The sequence below is a fragment of the Symplocastrum torsivum genome (assembly GCF_059505465.1).
Genome location: NZ_JCACKQ010000026.1, coordinates 18,628 through 37,879 on the forward strand (window position 1 = coordinate 18,628; position 19,252 = coordinate 37,879).

Genomic DNA, 19,252 nt, shown 5'->3' on the forward strand with positions numbered 1-19,252 from the left:
GTGCCTTAACGTGCCCTTGGAGTCACACCACTTGATGAGACCAGTTCGCGAGGACGCTCTGGTAAAGTCGAAGCAGCGATTGCTTGGCTATCCTCAGGCATTAGCTCATCTGGAATGTAATCCCGACGGGCAAGGATAATTGCACCCACCATCGCCATCAACAATAGAACAGAAGCAAGCTCAAACGGTAGCAAAAAGTCGCTAAAGAAGTGCATACCCAGTTCCACAACCGAATTCTGTCCAACAACCGCAGGACCCGTATAAATAGACCAAGGTGTTGCCAGTACCATTGTGCTGAGGAGCGCAAACAAACCGAGACAAACTAGAGCCGTTGACCCTTGGCGAATCCAGCGATTGGCGATCGGGGCAAAATCTTCTCGTTTGTTCACCAGCATGATGGCAAACAAAATCAGAACATTGACGGCTCCCACATAAATTAATATTTGTGCCGCCGACACAAAATCAGCATTCAGCAACAGGTATAAACCAGCAATGCTGATGAAGACACCACCGAGTAAAAAAGCGGAGTAGACGATGTTGGAAAGCAGGACAACCCCCAACGCCGCCGCTATCATCATCCCCGATAGTAGACCAAACGAAACAAACTGAACCCCTTCGGCTAGATTCACAGTGACTTAATCTCCTTGCAATGTGTTGTGACTCGCAATGTGCAACTTTGTGTTAGCTTCAACCCTGAATATTTTCCCCCATAGCGCAGACTTTCAGGCTACTCCCAAAGTGAGTAGACGAGATATCTTCCCTATACAAGGTTGAGAAACGTTGCACAAAGCTTAAGCATTGAAATGGGGTTTGGGAGGATATGGACAAGAATTCAGACCCTGCCCAAATCCTTGAAGAAGTTTTTTCCTTCCTTTTCCCCTGTCCCAGTTCGGCAGTTCCTCTTTGTTCAGAAGAAGGGAATCCTCGCCGCAACCTGTTGAGGGCTATTTCGTCGCGGCTTCTTCTTCCTTAGGTTCTAGCTGCTTGGCAATTTCCTCTGGAGGCAAACCTGCACGCTTAGAGCCAGTTGGCAAATTATGGGGGTCTATCACACCTTTCGGCAGATAGGCAAACTCACGCAAGGGAGTCACCATCGGGTCTTGTGTCACCTTGTACGGTAGTCGTCCCATTGCCACGTTGTCAAAGTTCAGTTCGTGGCGGTCATAGGTAGAAAGTTCATACTCTTCCGTTGCAGACAGACAGTTAGTCGGGCAATATTCGATGCAGTTAGCGCAGAAGATACAGACCCCGAAGTCGATGCTATAGTGCTTGAGTTTTTTCTTTTTACTCGCTTTTTCAAACTCCCAATCGACTACTGGTAAGTTGATAGGACAAACCCGAACACAGACTTCGCAGGAGATGCACTTATCGAACTCAAAGTGAATCCGACCGCGAAACCGCTCAGAAGGGATAAGTTTTTCGTAAGGGTACTGCACGGTTACAGGACGCCGCTGCATATGGTCGAAGGTAACAGATAGACCTTGACCAATGTATTTAGCGGCTTGAACGGTTTCTTTGGCGTAGTCACCAACTTGTTTAAGGAACTTCAGCATAGTCTAAGTGTCTCTCTCTCTTTTTAAAGTCCTTTGTCAGTTGTCAGTTATTTTTTGCTGTCAATTGCGGTCTTCGCAAATGACTACTGACTAACCGCCAAAGGCAAAAGGAAATGCTAATTTAAGTGCAGCGGTCAGTAGTAGATTGACCAAACCCACAGGCAACAGGAACTTCCATCCTAGATTAAGTAGCTGGTCAATGCGAACGCGGGGAAGTGTCCAGCGCAGCAGAACGGCAATAAAGACTAGGAAGTAAGCCTTGAGCAAGGTCATGGTAATTCCTAAAGCTGCCTCAATCACCTGGAACCAGGAACTGGTTTCGCTGGCACCCAGCCAGTTAGCTAGTTGGTGAATAGGAATTGGAAGCTCCCAACCACCGAGGTAGAGTACAGCAAACAGCAAGGCAGAGAGAACTAGGTTGATGTAGGAACCAATGTAAAATAGACCAAATTTCATACCAGCGTACTCGGTCTGATAACCAGCAACTAGTTCTTCTTCTGCTTCCGGAAGGTCAAAAGGTAGTCGCTCACATTCTGCTAGGGCAGCAATCCAGAAGATTAAGAAGCCTATTGGTTGACGCCAGATGTTCCAGCCAAGAATGCCATAAGCTGATTGCTGCTCAACAATGTCGATGGTACTGAGGCTATTGGACATCATGACAACAGCGAGTATGGCTAGTGCTAGAGGAATTTCATAGCTAATAGACTGTGCTGCTGCTCTCAAGCCTCCTAGTAGCGAGTACTTATTGTTAGAGGCATAACCCGACATCAGTAAGCCAATTGGCGCAATGCTAGACAGGGCAACCCATAAAAAGATGCCAATGTTGACATCTGTAATCACCAGGTTCTGTCCAAAAGGCACAACTAGGTAGGACAGAAACACGGGGATAACGACAAGGATTGGTCCGAGGGTAAAGAGCCATGGATCAGCCTTCGCTGGGACAACGTCTTCCTTGAAGACTAGTTTCAGACCATCTGCCACGGGCTGGAGAACACCCAAAGGCCCAGCAAATTCAGGACCAATTCGCTGTTGCGCGGCAGCAGAAATCTTCCGTTCTAGCCAGACGACCACGAGGACACCCACAGTGGCACCGATAATCATTAAAAACATCGGTAACGGCATCCAAATGGCTTTGGCGGCACCAGCTGGGATGCCCAAATCCCTGAGTGATTGAATAAAGGTTCCTTGTAGGTCAATTCCTGGATTCATGTTTACCAATCCGACTATTTACTTAGGCAAGATAGATCTAAGATCGAATAAAGCGATCAGTAGGTTTGTGAAGATTCTTTTACAGCCTCAATGCTTAGTATATCGTTGGATGGTTATCCGCCCAGCGAGGAACCTAAGAATTTCTACTTATCAAGACGGTTAGTTTCTCTTCTTACTTCTTATAAATTGCGCTCCTGTCTATAAGTTTCATAGCTATTGTTGATGCTCATCTAACTAGGGAGTTAAATTTGTGGTCGCTTTAGAATTCAATAGCCACTCGCTAGTTATGCGGGGATGAAGCGATCGCCTAAAAAATTCCTTGCAAATGTTGCTCAGTCCTTTAAAGCGGGGCATCTTTAAATAGAACATTACGTTCTAAGCTCCTCCTCTCTACCAGCTATGACTCAGCCGAATATTCTGGAACTTGCCAAGCAGGGAGACGAAGAAGCGATCGCCTCTGTGATGAACCACCTTCTGAAAGACAAAGGCATTGCTGCAAAAGCTGTTCAGAAGGATGATTGCCTAATGGTGATACTCGTATCAGATCAAGCACCAGAGCAAACATCATCAGTCGAATTCATCCATAAACTGATGATGAAGTTAGAAGTCGAATCGATCAAGTCTGTAAAAGTCTACGGAAAACAGGCAGGGCAACCCTCCTCAGCCTGGACGAAAACTCTAAATTTAACTTCTAAGCTCGAAGAACAAAAAAAGCAGACTATCTCTTCGGAAACGCCCCGCCAGGGTAAGTTTAAAGCGATCGCTGACCGATGGTCAGCATGGTTTCCCTATCCCAGTTCTTGGCTAAGGACGTTCGCTTTACTTCTGTGGATGGCTGTTATTTTAAGAATTGCCGGATTTTGGAGCCTTGCGTTAGGTGGAGTTTTAGCAGTAATTACGAATCACATAGAATTATTGCTTTCATTTGTGGGATTAGGGCTGTTGGTGTCCGTCCTTGCATTCTCCTACCCTCACCATTTTCTGTTTGGGAAGTCAGTACCTCGATATCCACGATGGCTACCCAGTCCTAGGAGTTTGTGGGAAGGCTTTTATGCACCGATCGTAATGCTGTTACAGCAATTTTCATACTGGTGAGGTACAGTCAATTTTTCTCTCTTCTCCTATAGAGAATGGGAGAGTAGGATAGATGTACCTCATTAGCCTAGAAAACGCTGTAGCTTTTGTAGCAGTATTACTGATTCTCATACCATTTCTTATCCCAAACTGTAACTATGGAACATCAGAGCAAATAGGCTACTGCATTGAACTAACAGGAAGAGAGCTAGCTAACTACCAGTACCATATGGCTCAGATTGCATCTGTAATCTGGTTTGTTAGTGCAGTCTATCTTTACCAAGCTGAGTATCTAACCCGGCAACGTCTCATTCCCAAGCTGAACGCGGCACTCCGTAACTCTCAGTTTCTAAGCAATGCTTCTAGGTGGAAGTCTCAAAAGCTAGCTAAAAAACTGCTAATAATCCTTTTGGTTCCCTTGGTTGCTGTAGGAATTTACTTGTTTTCCAGGTTGCCAGAATTGAAAGAAACTATACCTGTTCCCGTAGCTTCTCAATCTCCATCTGTCACACCAACGCCCGTTACTTCCGCGTCGTCTGCTACTGCTTCGCCTCAGCGCGACTTCTTTGGGGAAGCGGTGAATAAAGCAATGAGTGCAGCAACTACCACCCAATCTGCCAAATCTAAGAATGACTGGAACTTAGTAGCGAGTGAATGGCAAGAAGCGATCGCACTGATGAAAGCCGTGCCGCCTTCCCATCCTCAACACAGCGTAGCGCAGCAAAAGGCAGTAGATTATCAGCGCAATCTCGACTATGCCCAGAAAAATGCAGCAAGTACTCAGTAAAGCGATCGCCTCTTAGCTAATCAGCTAAAAAGCGATTGCCTTACTTCATCCCAAGTCTTCCTAACCCTAACGTTGATCGATAGGAACGTAGTCAGCGTTATGAATCCCGTTATAGATTTGGGTGGGGCGGAAAATGCGGTTTTCTGCAAGCTGTTCTTTCCAGTGAGCAAGCCAACCCGCTACACGTGCGATCGCAAATACTGGAGTAAACAAGTCTGTAGGAATGCCCAATTTGCGGTAAACTACACCCGAATAGAAATCTACATTTGGGTAGATACCTCTATGACCCAGTTTTTCTTCTACTGCCCGTTCTAACTCCACCGCAATGTCATAGTACTTATCGTGACCAAACTTCTCAAACAGTTTCTCTGCTAGGTCTTGAAGAATCGTTGCTCGTGGGTCTTTCACCTTGTAAACACGATGACCAAACCCCATAATTTTGGATTTTCGCTGCAAACAATCATCCAAATAGGGGCGAACATTTTCCACGGAACCAATTTCTTCCAGCATTGTGATCACTTCTTCATTAGCTCCCCCATGTAAGGGACCAGCCAGAGTGCCAACGGCTGAAGCAACTACAGCGTAAGGGTCAGTCAGGGTCGATGCCGTGACCATTGCGGAGAAGGTAGAGGCGTTCATTGTATGTTCTGCGTGCAGGGTCAAGCAGACATCAAAAATATGAGCGGCTAGAGGATCGGGTTCTCGCTCATTGAGCATGTACAAAAAGTTAGCCGCATAGTCCAAGTTATCATTTGGACGTACAGGGTCATTACCTTTTCGCATCAACTGGAAGGCAGCAACCATCGTTGGGATTTTCGCCAACAAGCGCACCACAGCTTCCCTGATGTAGTCGGGGTTATCCAAAGCGCGTTTAGAGTAAAAAAGACCCAGTGCTGCCGCAGAAGCTTGCAGGGCATCCATCGGATGACCTGTTTCGGGGAAGCACTTCATCATGTCCCGAATCCGATACTTGACTCGTCGATGATGGAGAATCTCTTCTTCAAAAGCAGTGAGTTCTTCCTTCGTCGGCAACTCACCCCAGATGAGAAGATACGAGGTTTCCAGGAAAGTACTTTTTGTTGCGAGGTCTTCGATGCGAATACCACGATACTCCAATATTCCCTTTTGTCCATCGACATAGCTGATACTGGATTGAGCGGCGGGAATACCTTCTAGACCTGGCTTGTATTCGCAGACAGTCATGTTGCCACCGAATAAGTGTGAAACGTTCTCAGGCTAACTTATCAGAAACTTCTATATTAGTCGTCGATGTTACAAATATAATTAACTCGCCTTCAGAGAAAAAAGGATTGGTAAGTTTCCCTGATTGTGCTGTACCGGACAGTACAAGACAATATTTTATCGAGAACCGCTATTTTCCAATTCTCGATTCCCAATTCCCAGTTCCCAATCCCCCACCTCACAACAACCACTTAGGGGAGGTCAGCAAAAACAGCTCGCTCTGACCTATGGGCATTTTGGCTTCTGGAAGATTTAAGCCAATGACCCCAGCTTTCTTGAGGACAAACTTTTCTTGGGTAGTACCACACACTAGCGTTTCCGCCCAGTTACCTAAATCTGGTTGATGACCAACCAGCGCTAAACATTTGTTAGTTGTACCGTTTTCCCATCGTTCCTCTAGCCAACTGACCCAGGCGTGGATGTCACCATCAGGAGCAAGATTGGTAAATTCTTCAACATGGGAACTAAGACCAGCATCTTGGAGGATCGTGGCAGTTTCTCGTGCGCGTACCAAGGGACTCGTCAAAATCAGGTCGAAACGTAGTCCATGCTTACGCAGTTGCTTTGCTACTTTTTCTGTTTTCTTACGCCCTTTATCGGTAAGTGGACGCTCTTCATCATTGGCGTAAGTCTCTCGCTCAGCCGCTATGCCGTGGCGAATTAAATACAGTTCCATAATTACGCCGATCTCATGGTGTCTAATCTAAAGTTCAAAATTGTCTAGTTAAGTTTGAATGAGATTGTCTTCTGGATTAACCAATCGTAGAAGTTTTTGCTTGATTTGGATATCAAACACTTCCCACTTCAGCTTGGCGTACTCCGCGTTGTCATTAAAACTACCCAAAAACCCGATGGGGATTTCAAAGCCGCCTGCCATCATGCGACCACCACCAAAAAAGCGCCCAGTACGATCCTGACCAAAGGCTTCTTTGATGAATTCGTCGGGATCGAGGGTGAGTTTGTTGGTTCTTAAAGAACCAATTACAACTTCTAGTTCTTCGTCTTCGTCGTGAACAATCCCGTAAACAACAGCCGTGTGGACATTTTCTTCAGTAACAAGAAAGTCTGCGGCTTGGGGAATCGCATCTCGGTCTTCGTAGCGAAGATAACCAACGCCAGCGATCGAGAAGTTATTGTACACCTTGCGATTTTTGAGCGATCGCTCAATCACATCCATTACACGACGCGATCGCGATGTTTGCAGTACAGCATTCAGCAGTTGGGAGTCGTAGAAACGGCTGAGGTACCCTGCCGCCATAAAATCTTCTTCTCCTGCCTGCATCAACCGGTTCGTATCTGACCGCAGACCATGCATCAAGGCAGTAGTGCACTTGACGTGTTCACTGATGTTGCTATCTAGTTTTAGTAACCCTGCCTGAAGATACTGGGTCAAAATTGTTGCCGTGGCTTTTGCTTGAGGGCGAACGTCGGCAAATTCTGCCTTCAGATCACCTTGAATGCTGTGATGATCAATCAGTACGACCAGGGGGAGACCTACCTGCTGGATCAAGGACATTAGCTGCGTCGTTGTTCCCTGATTGTCAATCAAAACATAGCCTTGATAAACAGATAAATCCCGATCCTTCAAGCTTGGAATACTCCAGCGTTTTGCGGGTAAGTTTGTTAACTTAACCAGAGCAATATTCTCTTGGTGAGAGAGAGTACCCGCGTAGACAATATCGCATTGAATGCCATGCTGTTGGGCAATGAGTTGGTAAGCCCAAGCGCTAGAGAGAGCATCCGGGTCTGGGAAGTCTTGAATGACGACGAGTTGGCGCTCAGAGCGGTGACGTTCTAACGTCTGTCGTAGGTTTCTTATTGTTGGCTCTGATGAGGCTTCTAGCCACCGTTTCTCACGGGAACTACTAAGGTTACTACTGGGTGGTTTCTTAGCTACCTCTGTCAGTAGAGCATCATCAGTAACTGCATCTGCCTTAGGCATAGCGGTTTGGAGAGAGTTATCGAGAGGCGTAAGCGAATTCGATGGCATGTCGTGTTGGGGTTAGGAGATTCGTGCTGTCGCTAGCGCTGCATTTATCGTGGTTTCTACAGCGGATGGTTAAACATTATGTGATCGACACCCCTCCATTTTCGCAAAGTAAGCCGTTAGCCAGATCCTCTCTTAGGTCGAATCTTTCGACATTAACTTTGCTGGCTCTGTGCTGGAATCTCTGTCTAAACTCTACTAAATCGCAGAATGTTAGGTAACTTGGCACAATTACACCTATACTTGTCGTTCTGGGGACTAGAGATGGGTTAAGAAAGCGATGACGAAACTTTGCCCAGTCCCTAGTCCCCAATCACACTCAAGCAAGAATGTTTATTTCCACCAACCTACTTAAATCCCGATTACATACTTCCGCCACTCTTGATGTAGACCACCCTTGACGTGTTTAGCGACTTCAAAGTGAAGGCTACTGTAGGGTTTACGAGGCTGATGTCGTAGCGTCATGTTGGCTTCTTTCGGAGTACGGCTACCTTTTTTGACATTGCAGCGCACACAGGCTGTTACAATGTTTTCCCAGGTATCACCTCCCTGACGCGATCGAGGAATTACATGATCTAGAGTTAAATCGTCACCCGTATAGCCGCAGTATTGACAGGAGTGACCATCACGGTGGAGGATATTTCGGCGGGTCAGAGGTATTTCCTTGTAAGGAACTCTGACATAGTGACGCAGCCGAATAACTGTAGGGAGAGGAAACTCTTCGTAGACGTATTTGCCGTTGTGTTCAACCTGCTCCGCTTTCCCTTTGATCAACAAGACAACCGCCCTTCTCCAGTTGGTGATGTTGAGCGGTTCGTAGGAGGCGTTTAACACCAGAACCTTGCCCATTTGTGATCGCGATTAAGAGAATATTTTCCCAGATAGTAACACAGGTTACTCAGGCTCGGTTATAAGATGCTGTTTTATTGGATCAGACAAATCATCAGGATCTAGCGATTTTGGACCAATCAGGAGATAGGTTGTCATTTCTCCCTTACCTTTGACCTGAATTGGAGAACGCTCTTCAAATACAAACTCGTCTTTCAACCGTTCGTAGGTGGCGGCGCTAACTTGAATACAACCTGGCAAACCATGGGATTCCATCCGAGAGGCAGTATTTACTGTATCTCCCCAAAGGTCATAGCTAAATCGTCTAATACCGATGACACCAGCGACGACAGGACCACTGTTAATGCCAACTCTAAGATTGAACGATTCACCAAGTTCCGTATTCAATTGAGCGATCGCTGCTTGCATATCCAATGCCATTTGTGCGATCGCTTGGGCATGATCCGGACGGGCTGTTGGTAAACCAGCAACAACCATATAAGCATCGCCAATCGTCTTAATTTTCTCTATATCAAGCTGCTCCGCGAGTCGGTCAAATCGTGAGAAAATAATATTGAGAATCTCTACGAGTTCCGTGGGAGAGGTTTGAGTGGAGTACTCAGTAAAGTCAACCAGATCGGCAAACAGAACTGTGACTTCCTCAAAACTTTCTGCGATCGTGCGCTGACTTCGTTTCAAACGCTCTGCCACGGCTTGGGGCAAGACATTGAGCAGCAAGAGTTCGGCTTTTTTTCGAGCTAGACGCAAAGACACTTCCGCCTGTCGGCGCTCTGTAACGTCAGAAACACTGCCTTCGTAGTAGTCCAAACTACCATTACTATCTCTGACAGCGCGTATATTCTCCGAAATCCAAATAATACTGCCATCTTTGCGATAGACCTGAGACTCCATGTCAGCTAACGTATCGTACTTCTGCATGAAGGTTGCTAAATCTTCACGTCGCATCGGTTCGACATACAACTGCTGTGTGATATTCGTAACCTGAGTCATTAGGTCGTCTGGTGAATCGTAACCATAAATCTTTGCTAAGGCTGGATTAGCAGTAATGTATCGTCCGTCTGGTGTTGCCTGGTAGATGCCTTCAGTGGCATTTTCAAAGATGCTACGATACTTTGCCTCTGCTTGTTGGAGTGATTGCTCTGCTCGTTGTTTTTCTTGAATTTCCTGTTGCAACTGCTCATTTTGCAATTGGAGTTTCTTTTGCAGGTTCCGGAGTGCTAGGTGAGTGCTGACTCTAGCTTTCACTTCTTCCTGTTGCACTGGCTTAGTAACAAAATCTACCGCGCCTAGATTAAACCCTTTAACCTTATCCACAGTTCCTGACAGCGCCGTCATAAAAATTACGGGAATATCTTGAGTTGAAGGATTTGCTTTTAGGCGACGACAAGTTTCAAATCCATCAATTCCTGGCATCATTACATCTAATAAGATAAGGTCGGGATGGGCATATTCAACTTTCTGGATCGCACTCTCTCCATCCTGAGCAACTAAAACTTTAAAGCCAGAATCTGTTAAAAAATCGAACAAAACGCCCAGATTTGTCGGTTTGTCATCAACGATAACGATAACACCTTTGCTATAATTCTCATCATTCATTTCAGTAGAATTTTCTTGATCATGTAGATAATTAACATTAAGATTTAACATCGAATTTACTCAATAGATTGCATGAAGTGTTTAACATTCTTATGGTCACCTGTTAGTTTTTATGATTGCCAAAAAACCAATGCGATACTTCAGTAATAAGCTACATCTAAAGACTATTGATAGTTTATGATTCATTGTAGTCGTTCAACTGAAATTCTTGAGAGTAGCTTCCTTTTATAGGTGAGGTAAGAATCCTTATCTATGATTGTCTTGTGAACTCCAGCCAGTTCCTCCATTCTCCCCTCCTTTCAAAGCAACTGCACTTTGGTAGCGGGACAATTAATTACACCCCTACTGACAAATACCCAGATCGATAAGCCTCTAGCCTTAGCAAAGCAGTACTTTACTCATAAGCAAAATGAAATCTCGCCTAGTGGCTCTCTTAGGAAGCTAGTAATGTAACAAGATTTGGTATGAGAATACGGTCAAGTAGATGCACTCATTATGAAAAGACTACAACCTGTAAAGGAGAGGTTGCTATAGCCTAGAGATTTTGTTGTGCTTGCTGCTGTATTGCCGTGGTATTCCAGTAAACACAACGTTCTAGATTTTGAGTATGGCTAAAGCGGATAAAAACAGCGCGATCGCGTCCTGACGCTTTGGCTCGATACAGTGCCTGATCAGCAACCGCAATCAGTTGTTCTGGACAGCAATTATGGCAGGGAACCGTAAACGAAACACCGATACTCAGCGTGACATACTGGCTGATTGAGGAATTAGGATGAGCGATCGCCAACGCTGTCACTGAGGAACGAATTTGTTCTGCAACTTGGAGAGCACCTTGTCCATGCGTGTTTGGCAGAATCACCGCAAATTCTTCTCCCCCATAACGCGCCACTAAATCAGCCGGACGCTTGACAGCACGCTTCATCGCTTGAGCAACCTGATGCAAACATTCATCTCCCGCTTGATGACCCCTACTATCGTTATAGAGCTTAAAAAAATCAACATCACACAACAGTAAAGACAACGGCAACTGCTCCCGAACTAAGATACGCCACCATTGGTTCAAGCACTCATCAAATCGACGCCGATTCGCTAGCTGAGTCAAGCTGTCTAGAGTGGCTAATCTGGAGAGTTCCTCATTAGCCTCTTGTAGCGCGGCTTCTGCCTGATGACGCTGCTGAATTTCCTGTTGCAGTTGCTCATTTTGTGCTTGAAGACTGCGCCGAAGCTTCTGGATCGTTAAGTGAGTCGTGACACGCGCAAGAATGATTTCCTGCTGAGTCGGTTTGGTGATATAGTCCACCGCCCCAAGCTGAAACCCTTTGACGACTACAGAGGTTTGGGAAAGGGCAGACATAAAAATCACTGGGATGTCTTGAGTTGACTGATTCGCCTTCAAGCGGCGATAGGTTTCAAACCCATCAATCCCAGGCATGATTATGTCCAACAGAATGACATCTGGACAAGTATGTTTGACTTTCTCAATAGCGCTTTCTCCATCGGGAGCCATTAAAACTTGAAAGCCAGCCATCGTCAAAAAATCAAACAACGCCTCCAAACTGCTAGGGCTGTCATCGACGATCAGGATTGTCCCTTTGTCAGGCTGTTGGACACTCATGCATTTTCCGCCTTATACCTTCTCACAAATTCTAGAATTTGTTTTTCCTGAAAGCCCTTAGCCAGTTGACGTAGTTGTTGTGCAAATGGCATAAATTGTTGATCCAATTGCTCAATTCTCTTGGCTTGCTCCAGTATTCCTCGAATGTCGCCCATCATGGCAAGTTCATACAAGGCATTAATTTCATCTGTAGGTGGAGCGACAAGAACATTCCCTTCCCCATTTAGGCTTTGGGAAACTGTACAGGCAGTGGGCGATTGAGCGAGAAAATCCTGTGCAAGAGAGTTTTGCGGAACTAACCTGGCGCGAGTGGGCGCAATTCCTTTTGAGTCAACGAAGGACTCTGGAAGCGGTTGGCTAGACGCTTCATCAAGCGGTTCCAACTCTAAATGCTGACTTAGCTGTTCTAAAAGCTTTTGAGCCTGAACAGGCTTAGAGATAAAACCATCACAACCCGCCACCAAGGACTTTTCTTGATCGTCGTCAAACGTACTTGCTGATGTGGCAATGATAATCAGATCTCTGTGATTTGGTAACTGCCGTAGTCGTCTTGCGACCTCAAAACCATCTAATCCCGGCATCACCATGTCAAGCAAAATCACATCAGGCTTAACTGCAAGTACCTGATTGAGACAGTCTTGACCGTCTATCGCTTCTATGACTTCAAACCCCAAAGGCGAGAGAAGGTCAACCAGAACAGACCGATTTTCCCACTTATCGTCCACTACGAGCACCCTGTACTTCTCTTCTTTTAACCCAAGGTGATTACCAACGCCCACCTTTGGGGTTTCAGCCCATTCCGAAACGGCAGGTAAATCTAAATCCAGCCAGAAAACGCTGCCTTGACCTAATGTGCTTTTAACATTTAGCTCAGCACCCATTAACTGTACGAGTTTTTGGCTAATTGCCAGACCTAACCCAGTCCCTTCAACCCGGCGCGTTGGGTCGCCAATTTGATGGAACGGCAAAAAGATTTCGGCTAATTGCTCTGGTTCCATCCCGATACCTGTGTCTTCGACAATGAAGCGCATTTTGTAAGTAGGGGGGATTGAGGATTGGGAATTGGGAATTGGGGATTGGGAATTGGGGATTGAGGGCTGGGAAGATGCCCAAATGTAAGGAGATTCTATAGAGATGTTCTCCGGATTAGACTGTCTTCCTATCGGGCTATCCTCTTTCCCATTCCCGATTCCCCATTCCCGATTCCCTAATCCCGATTCCCCATTCCCTCCTGCATAGCCAACTTTAAACGTTACCCCACCTGCATCGGTGAATTTGACGGCATTGCCTAGGAGGTTAATCAAGACTTGCCGCAGGCGTCTTTCATCTCCCATCACACGGGAAGGTAGAGTGGACAGTGGTTGATAACGAAAGAAAATATTTTTTTGTTCGGCACCGATACGGACAATTTGGACGATGCTCTCCAGAAACTGAGGCAAGTTAAAATCACTCAGGTAGAGTTCCATTTTCCTGGCTTCGATTTTGGAGAGGTCGAGGATGTCGTTGAGCAGGGTAAGTAAGTGTTCGCCACACTGCTGAATGATGCCGACTTGTTCCTGTTGTTTAGTCCCTAGACTCGGTTCTCGTTTGAGGATTTGGGCGTATCCCAAAATGCCGTTCAAGGGGGTACGCAATTCATGGCTCATGTTTGCCAAGAATTCGGTTTTAGCACGATTAGCGACTTCAGCGGCAACCTTAGCTTGTTTGAGGACAATCTCTGCTTGTTTCCGTTCGGTGATGTCTCGGTTGTACCAAATTCGGCCGTAGCAACTTCCTGAGGGAGAACACACCGAAACCGAGTAAAACTCAATAATGCGTCCATCCTTGAGTTTAAATTCGTTGTAGCTTGTTTTCGTGGGATGAGTATAGAAATCCTCTATCTTGAAAAATTCCTGCGGGTGTTCTAGTTGAGACATTAGCCACGGCCGCAGTTGTTGCTCATCGCTAGCTTGGATAAATTCAATAGGAATATGCCACAACTCACAAAAATGCTGATTGTACGAAGCAACTCGACGATTTTCGTCAAACACTAAAATGCCATCAATAGCTGCTTCTTGTTGGGCTTTGAGCATGACATTGCTGCGAAGTAAATCGTCCTGTTCACAAGAGCGCTCGATCGCGATTTTGGCAAGTTGTGTGGCAATCGTCTTTAGTTCTTGCTCATAATGGTTGGGGGTATGGGGTTCACTGTAGTACATCGCAAATGTAGCCAGCACCTTCCCCTCGGTGGAGAAGATTGGCCAAGATGAACAGGCTCTCAGTCCATGAGAAAGTGCCAACTCCCGAAAATCCTTCCATAAGGGGTGAATTGCAATATCGTTGACAATTACAGGTTCCCCTCGATAGGCAGCCGTACCCTCCGAACCCGCAACTGCGCCAATCGTCAGTCCATTGAGTACCTGGTTATAAGATTCTGGAAGATTGGGAGCAACACCGTGCCGTAGATTTACGCCATTTTTGTCGAGTAGGAGGAAGGAGCATCGGCATCCTGGAGATTGCTGCTCAATTAACTGCGTAAGGCGAGTCAGAATTTCAGAGAGCTTTGCACCTTTAGCAATCATTTCGAGGACATGATTTTGTCCTGATAACAAGGTTTTTTTTCGTTCGCATTCTTGGATGTCACGACCTTCAGCCATTAATTTTACGACTTGCCCGGTTGCGTCTTTCAACGGCTTGAGCGAGAAATCAATGGTGATTATGACATCATCTGTTCCCTTGACATCTACGTCATAACGCACGAACTTCCCCGTCGCCGCTATTGCAATCGCTTGACGCACTTGCTCCTGAGTTTGAGGAGAAATCGTCCACAACTTGGCTTCCCAAAACGGACGATTGATTACCTCTTCTAGTTTCTGCTCAGTGGCATTGGCTGGTGTTTGGTTTGCTTCAAGGAGGGTGCCATCCGTTGTCAGGAGTCCAATGAATCCAAAGCTATGGTCAAGATTCAGATTTATCTGGGCAATCTTTTGAGCGAACGGTTGATTTTCCCGCAATGTCTCTTCTCCCATCTGATGAACCCTAATTTCCTCTATCTAACACATATTTCTTTCTTCTCAAATTCTTGCGATCGCTTCTTCCTCTTCATTCTCGCGTTTGCTAAGTAGGGCTTAGGATTATTCCTAGAATTGCTTTAATTTTAAACAGATTACTTCTGCTTGATTCAAAAGAAAGCTAAATCAAGGGAATTACAGCCGTTTCTAATTGTAGGTAACATAGATTGGGGAGGTTAGCTTACGTGAAAATACTTATTCTTTTTCTACCAAATATTTTTTTACAAGCTCCAGAATTTGTTTTTCTTGAAAACGTTGGGCTAAATCACAGATTTGTTTGACAAACGGGACGAATTTCTCATCTAACTGTTCAAGGCGTTTGGCTTGTTCACTGATACCTTTGATATCGCCCATCATCGCAAGGTCGTACAAGATGGCAAGTTCTGAGGGGGGTGGGGGAACAAGAGTGTTTTCTACTGAGCTAAGAGGAACCTCTAGCTTTTCCCCTTTTTTCTCTTCATAAATCCATTCCAGCCCCAGATGCACCTCTAACTGCCTAAATAAATTTTCGGCTTGTACAGGCTGGGGAATAAAACCATTGCAGCCTGCGGCTAAGCACTCCTGCTGCTTGTACTCAAAGACACTGGCGGATGTCGCAAGTACAACAACATCTTTCAACTCAGGTGATTGCCGAAGTTGGCGAGTTGCTTCCAACCCGCCCATTCTTGGCATCATCAAGTCCATAAAAATTACGTCAGGCTTGGTTGCTAGTGCCTGATAAAGACAATCTTGACCATCTACGGCTTCAATCACCTCAAACCCCAAGGGTAAGAGGAGATTGGCAAGGACAGAACGATTTTCCCACTTGTCATCAGCAATTAAGGCTTTACGCGCACGACCCTGAAAGCCTGCGATCGCTTTTTTATTAGCAACAGCTATATCCTGCCAATCCAATACTTGCGGCAAATCTAAATCCACCCAGAAAACGCTACCTTGACCGAGTGTGCTTTTTACTCCTAGTTTGCCCCCCATCAACTGAACTAACCGTTGGCTAATAGCAAGGCCCAATCCAGTGCCGTTATGCCGACGGCAAGTGTCGCCAATTTGATGGAATGGCAAAAAGATTTCGGCTAATTGCTCTGCTGCCATGCCGATACCTGTGTCTTCGACAATGAAGCGCATTTTGTAAGTTGGGGGAATTGGGAATGGGGAATTGGGGATTGGGAATTGGGAATGGGGGATTGGGTGACGCTGGTTTACGTCCGGTTCTTCCGAGAAAGGAAGTGCAGACTGGTTGGGGGATTGGGAAGATGCCCAAATGTAGGGAGATTCTGTAGAGTTGTTCTCGGAATCAGACTGTCTTCCCAAGGGGATATCCTCTTCCCGATTCCCGATTCCCGATTCCCCATCCCCTCCTACATAGCCAACTTTGAAGGTTACTCCACCGACATCGGTGAATTTGACGGCATTACCCAGGAGGTTGATTAGGACTTGCCGCAAGCGTTTTTCATCACCTATCACGCCACTAGGCAGTTCTGAGAGCTTCTCGTAACGAAAGGTGATGTTTTTTTGTTCGGCATGGATGCGGACGATTTCGACCAGGTTTTCTAGAAAGTGGGGAAAGGAAAATTCACTAGGATAGAGTTCCATTTTCCCAACTTCGATTTTCGAGAGGTCGAGGATGTCATTGAGCAGAGTGAGCAAGTGTTCGCCGCACTGCTGAATGATGTCTAAGCCTTGTTGTTGCTTAACGCTAAGTGATGATTCTCGTTTGAGGATTTGGGTATATCCCAAAATGCCATTCAAGGGGGTACGCAATTCATGACTCATGTTTGCCAAAAACTCGCTTTTGGCACGATTAGCTGCTTCAGCGTCTCGTTTAGCTTGCTCTAGGTGGAGATTTTGCTCAGCTAATTGCTGTTTTGTTGTGATTTCTTGTTCAAGGAGTTGGCTTTGAGCTAAGGCAATCCCCACTTGGTCAGCAAGTTGGCGTAAGAGTTCCGTCTCGAAAGCCTCCCACTGCCTGGAACCATCACACTGACGAGCGATTAGCAAGCCCCAGAGTACGTCCCGTTGGAGAATCGGCACGACCAAGTTGACTTTTACATCAAACGGTTGGAGCATTTCGAGATAGCCGCTTGGCACTTCAGCTTGATAAAGGGTACTGTTACGCTTTCCTCCCTTGCCATAGGGTTGTAGCGAGGATTCAGCCAGGGAGAGTTCGTGGATATCCTCCCCCAAGATGCTCTGAAAATCAGTCACTAGCGCCTCGGTAAGAATCGTTCCCGAACCATCCGATCGGAGTTGGTAGACTAAAACTTGCTCAACTTGGAGAATACGCCGTACTTCTGTAATCGTGGTTTCGAGAATCGCTTCGAGTTCCAGCGACTGACGGATTTTGAGAGTAATTTCCGCAAATAGCTGCCGTTGTAGAGTTTGGCAGTGTAATTCGGCTTCAGCTTGCTTGCGAGTTGTGATGTCTTCGGCAATCCCAGCTAAACGGTAAACTGACCCTTGTTCATCATGGATCGGAAAGACACGATCGCGTATCCACCGGATTGACTCGTCTGGTCGGACGATCCGATACTCTTCGTCATACTGTCCTTGCCTTTGGTATTTCAAGGCAGCGAAGATGCGATCGCGATCAAGCGGATGAATTGCCTCTAACCAAGAACATGGCTGTTGATACAAGCTTTGTGAGGTGCGCCCCCAAATCCTCTCATAAGCAGGGCTAACGTAGATTAACTGGTGGGGTTCTAGCGAACTCATCCAGAAAACTTCATCAATGTTTTCTGCGAGTTGGCGAAAGCGTTCTTCACTGGCGCGTAGTGACGATACCACTTGTTTGCGATCGCTAATATCGGTGTGAGTCCCTACCAAACGCACTACCTCACCCGTTCCGTCCCGAATCACCAAACCGCGTGAGAGTATCCAGGGAACTGAACCCTCCGAGTGAAGGACTCTAAACTCTAAATCCCACTGCGATCTTTGACCAACAAAAATTTCCTCCCAACAGGCTTTTACTGCCTCCACGTCGTCAGGATGAACCCATTTTATAAATTGGTCAAAGTGGACACCATCCCTGTCCAAAGGGGAGCCAATCAGTTGACGATATTGTGGTGAATAATAGTAGGTGTTTGTCTTCAGGTTGACATCAAAAAGCCCACTGTTATTCGCTTGAATCGCCAGAGCAAACCGCTCCTCACTCTCTCGTAGGGCTTCTTGGGATTTCTGGCGTTCAGTGATGTCCAGTGCCATAGAAGCAACTCCGAGGACATTTTCTTGAGCATCAATCAGGGGTGTATGATACCACTCACAAACAATAGCGCTACCATCTTTTTTCAGACTTTCATGGCAAGAGTGCCTGCCACCTTTGCCGGACAAAAGGTCTTCTTTGATTTGCCTCACCTGTTGAATAGCACTTTCAGGCATAATCAATTCGGCAACATCACACCCTAAGGCATCAGCTTTGGTATAGCCAAAAATTGCTTGTGCAGCAGAGTTCCAATCAACAATTTCAAACTCGGTATTCCATTCCACTACCGCCAAAGGAGTGTGCTGAATCAGGAGAGACAGCCGTTGCTGAGAGGCTCTTAGCTTTTCTTCGCTCTCCCTTCGGGCAATTTCTGCCTGTTTATGTTCAATCACCTCACATCGCAGTTGATGATTTGATGCCCTTAAAGCCGCTGTTCGCTCTTCAACACGATTTTCCAGCTCAGCATTCTTTCTTGCCAGTTCCTCAAGAGTCTGCTTGTACTTCGTGATATCTTCAACCGTGCCTTCGTAGTAGAGGATAATGCCCTTAGCATCACGGACAGCACGCACATTTTCCGAAATCCAAATCACCGTGCCATCTTTGCGATAAATTTGTGATTCAAATGCCGACACCGCATCATCCTCATGCAGCCGTCGTGTTAACTCGTTAGACGCTGAAGGGTCAACGTAAAGTTGGTGTCTGATATTGGTCAAACTAGCAATCAGTTCAGCGGGAGATTCATAGCCATAAATCCTTGCCAGCGATGGGTTCACGCTCAGGTATCGTCCATCCGGTGTCGCCTGAAAGATACCTTCAACCGCGTATTCAAAAATATGGCGATATTTGGCTTCGCTGATTTGTAACAACTCTGCCATTGTTGCTCGTTCTGTTACTGTCGCTGCCAAGACAAGCGCCGTTACCGCTACAACGTCCATCGAAATTTGTAGGAGTAAAACGGTCTCAGTCCTATCGTGAGCTTCGGTAATGAAAAGACCAATACCGACAGCCGCTTCCCAAACAGCAATGCTCGCAATAAGTAAGGTGCTAAGTACAGCAACTAAGTATCGCCAAAACCGATTTCGAGTCAGGATCAT

At 46.1% G+C, this 19,252-nt stretch carries 13 protein-coding genes; 2 read left to right on the forward strand and 11 right to left on the reverse strand.

Annotated features, from left to right (window positions below; translation table 11 throughout):
- Window positions 1-5: 5 nt before the first annotated feature.
- The 3 genes from AC5JL3_RS08920 to nuoH all read right to left on the reverse strand — a co-directional run bounded on the left by AC5JL3_RS08920 (window position 6) and on the right by nuoH (window position 2,762).
- Complete coding sequence (locus tag AC5JL3_RS08920; RefSeq protein ID WP_496074149.1) at window positions 6-629, reverse strand: NADH-quinone oxidoreductase subunit J; 624 nt, start codon at window positions 627-629, stop codon at window positions 6-8.
- A 315-nt stretch (window positions 630-944) separates the two neighbouring features.
- Window positions 945-1,550: an NAD(P)H-quinone oxidoreductase subunit I gene (ndhI, locus tag AC5JL3_RS08925; RefSeq protein WP_496074187.1), complete on the reverse strand. Its 606-nt coding sequence runs from the start codon at window positions 1,548-1,550 to the stop codon at window positions 945-947.
- A 93-nt stretch (window positions 1,551-1,643) separates the two neighbouring features.
- Window positions 1,644-2,762 carry an NADH-quinone oxidoreductase subunit NuoH gene (gene nuoH, locus AC5JL3_RS08930; protein ID WP_496074150.1) on the reverse strand — a complete coding sequence of 373 codons (1,119 nt, stop codon included), beginning with the start codon at window positions 2,760-2,762 and terminating at the stop codon, window positions 1,644-1,646.
- A gap of 399 nt (window positions 2,763-3,161) precedes the next feature.
- Between nuoH and AC5JL3_RS08935 the strand changes: the two genes are divergently transcribed.
- Both AC5JL3_RS08935 and AC5JL3_RS08940 read left to right on the forward strand, forming a co-directional pair.
- A complete protein-coding gene (locus AC5JL3_RS08935) occupies window positions 3,162-3,857 on the forward strand; it encodes a hypothetical protein (RefSeq protein WP_496074151.1) in 696 nt (231 codons plus the stop codon).
- 52 nt (window positions 3,858-3,909) lie between these two features.
- Complete coding sequence (locus AC5JL3_RS08940; protein WP_496074152.1) at window positions 3,910-4,623, forward strand: hypothetical protein; 714 nt, start codon at window positions 3,910-3,912, stop codon at window positions 4,621-4,623.
- Between the two features lie 66 nt (window positions 4,624-4,689).
- Here AC5JL3_RS08940 and AC5JL3_RS08945 read toward each other — a convergent pair whose 3' ends face one another.
- The 8 genes from AC5JL3_RS08945 to AC5JL3_RS08980 form a co-directional block, all read right to left on the reverse strand.
- On the reverse strand, window positions 4,690-5,826 hold the full coding sequence (locus tag AC5JL3_RS08945) for a citrate synthase (RefSeq protein WP_496074153.1): 1,137 nt from the start codon (window positions 5,824-5,826) through the stop codon (window positions 4,690-4,692).
- Between the two features lie 217 nt (window positions 5,827-6,043).
- The gene (sixA, locus tag AC5JL3_RS08950; RefSeq protein WP_496074154.1) at window positions 6,044-6,541 is read right to left on the reverse strand and encodes a phosphohistidine phosphatase SixA; all 498 of its coding nucleotides are present in this window, start codon (window positions 6,539-6,541) and stop codon (window positions 6,044-6,046) included.
- Between the two features lie 48 nt (window positions 6,542-6,589).
- Window positions 6,590-7,855 carry a DHH family phosphoesterase gene (locus tag AC5JL3_RS08955; RefSeq protein ID WP_496074155.1) on the reverse strand — a complete coding sequence of 422 codons (1,266 nt, stop codon included), beginning with the start codon at window positions 7,853-7,855 and terminating at the stop codon, window positions 6,590-6,592.
- Between the two features lie 348 nt (window positions 7,856-8,203).
- The gene (locus AC5JL3_RS08960; protein WP_192222502.1) at window positions 8,204-8,701 is read right to left on the reverse strand and encodes an HNH endonuclease; all 498 of its coding nucleotides are present in this window, start codon (window positions 8,699-8,701) and stop codon (window positions 8,204-8,206) included.
- Between the two features lie 45 nt (window positions 8,702-8,746).
- Complete coding sequence (locus tag AC5JL3_RS08965; RefSeq protein WP_496074156.1) at window positions 8,747-10,297, reverse strand: adenylate/guanylate cyclase domain-containing protein; 1,551 nt, start codon at window positions 10,295-10,297, stop codon at window positions 8,747-8,749.
- A 535-nt stretch (window positions 10,298-10,832) separates the two neighbouring features.
- Complete coding sequence (locus tag AC5JL3_RS08970; protein WP_496074157.1) at window positions 10,833-11,912, reverse strand: diguanylate cyclase domain-containing protein; 1,080 nt, start codon at window positions 11,910-11,912, stop codon at window positions 10,833-10,835.
- The gene (locus tag AC5JL3_RS08975; RefSeq protein WP_496074158.1) at window positions 11,909-14,920 is read right to left on the reverse strand and encodes a GAF domain-containing hybrid sensor histidine kinase/response regulator; all 3,012 of its coding nucleotides are present in this window, start codon (window positions 14,918-14,920) and stop codon (window positions 11,909-11,911) included. Before AC5JL3_RS08975 ends, AC5JL3_RS08970 begins: the two co-directional genes overlap by 4 nt.
- Before the next feature lie 237 nt (window positions 14,921-15,157).
- Entirely contained in the window at window positions 15,158-19,252 is a 4,095-nt protein-coding gene (locus tag AC5JL3_RS08980; RefSeq protein ID WP_496074159.1) for a PAS domain S-box protein, read from the reverse strand.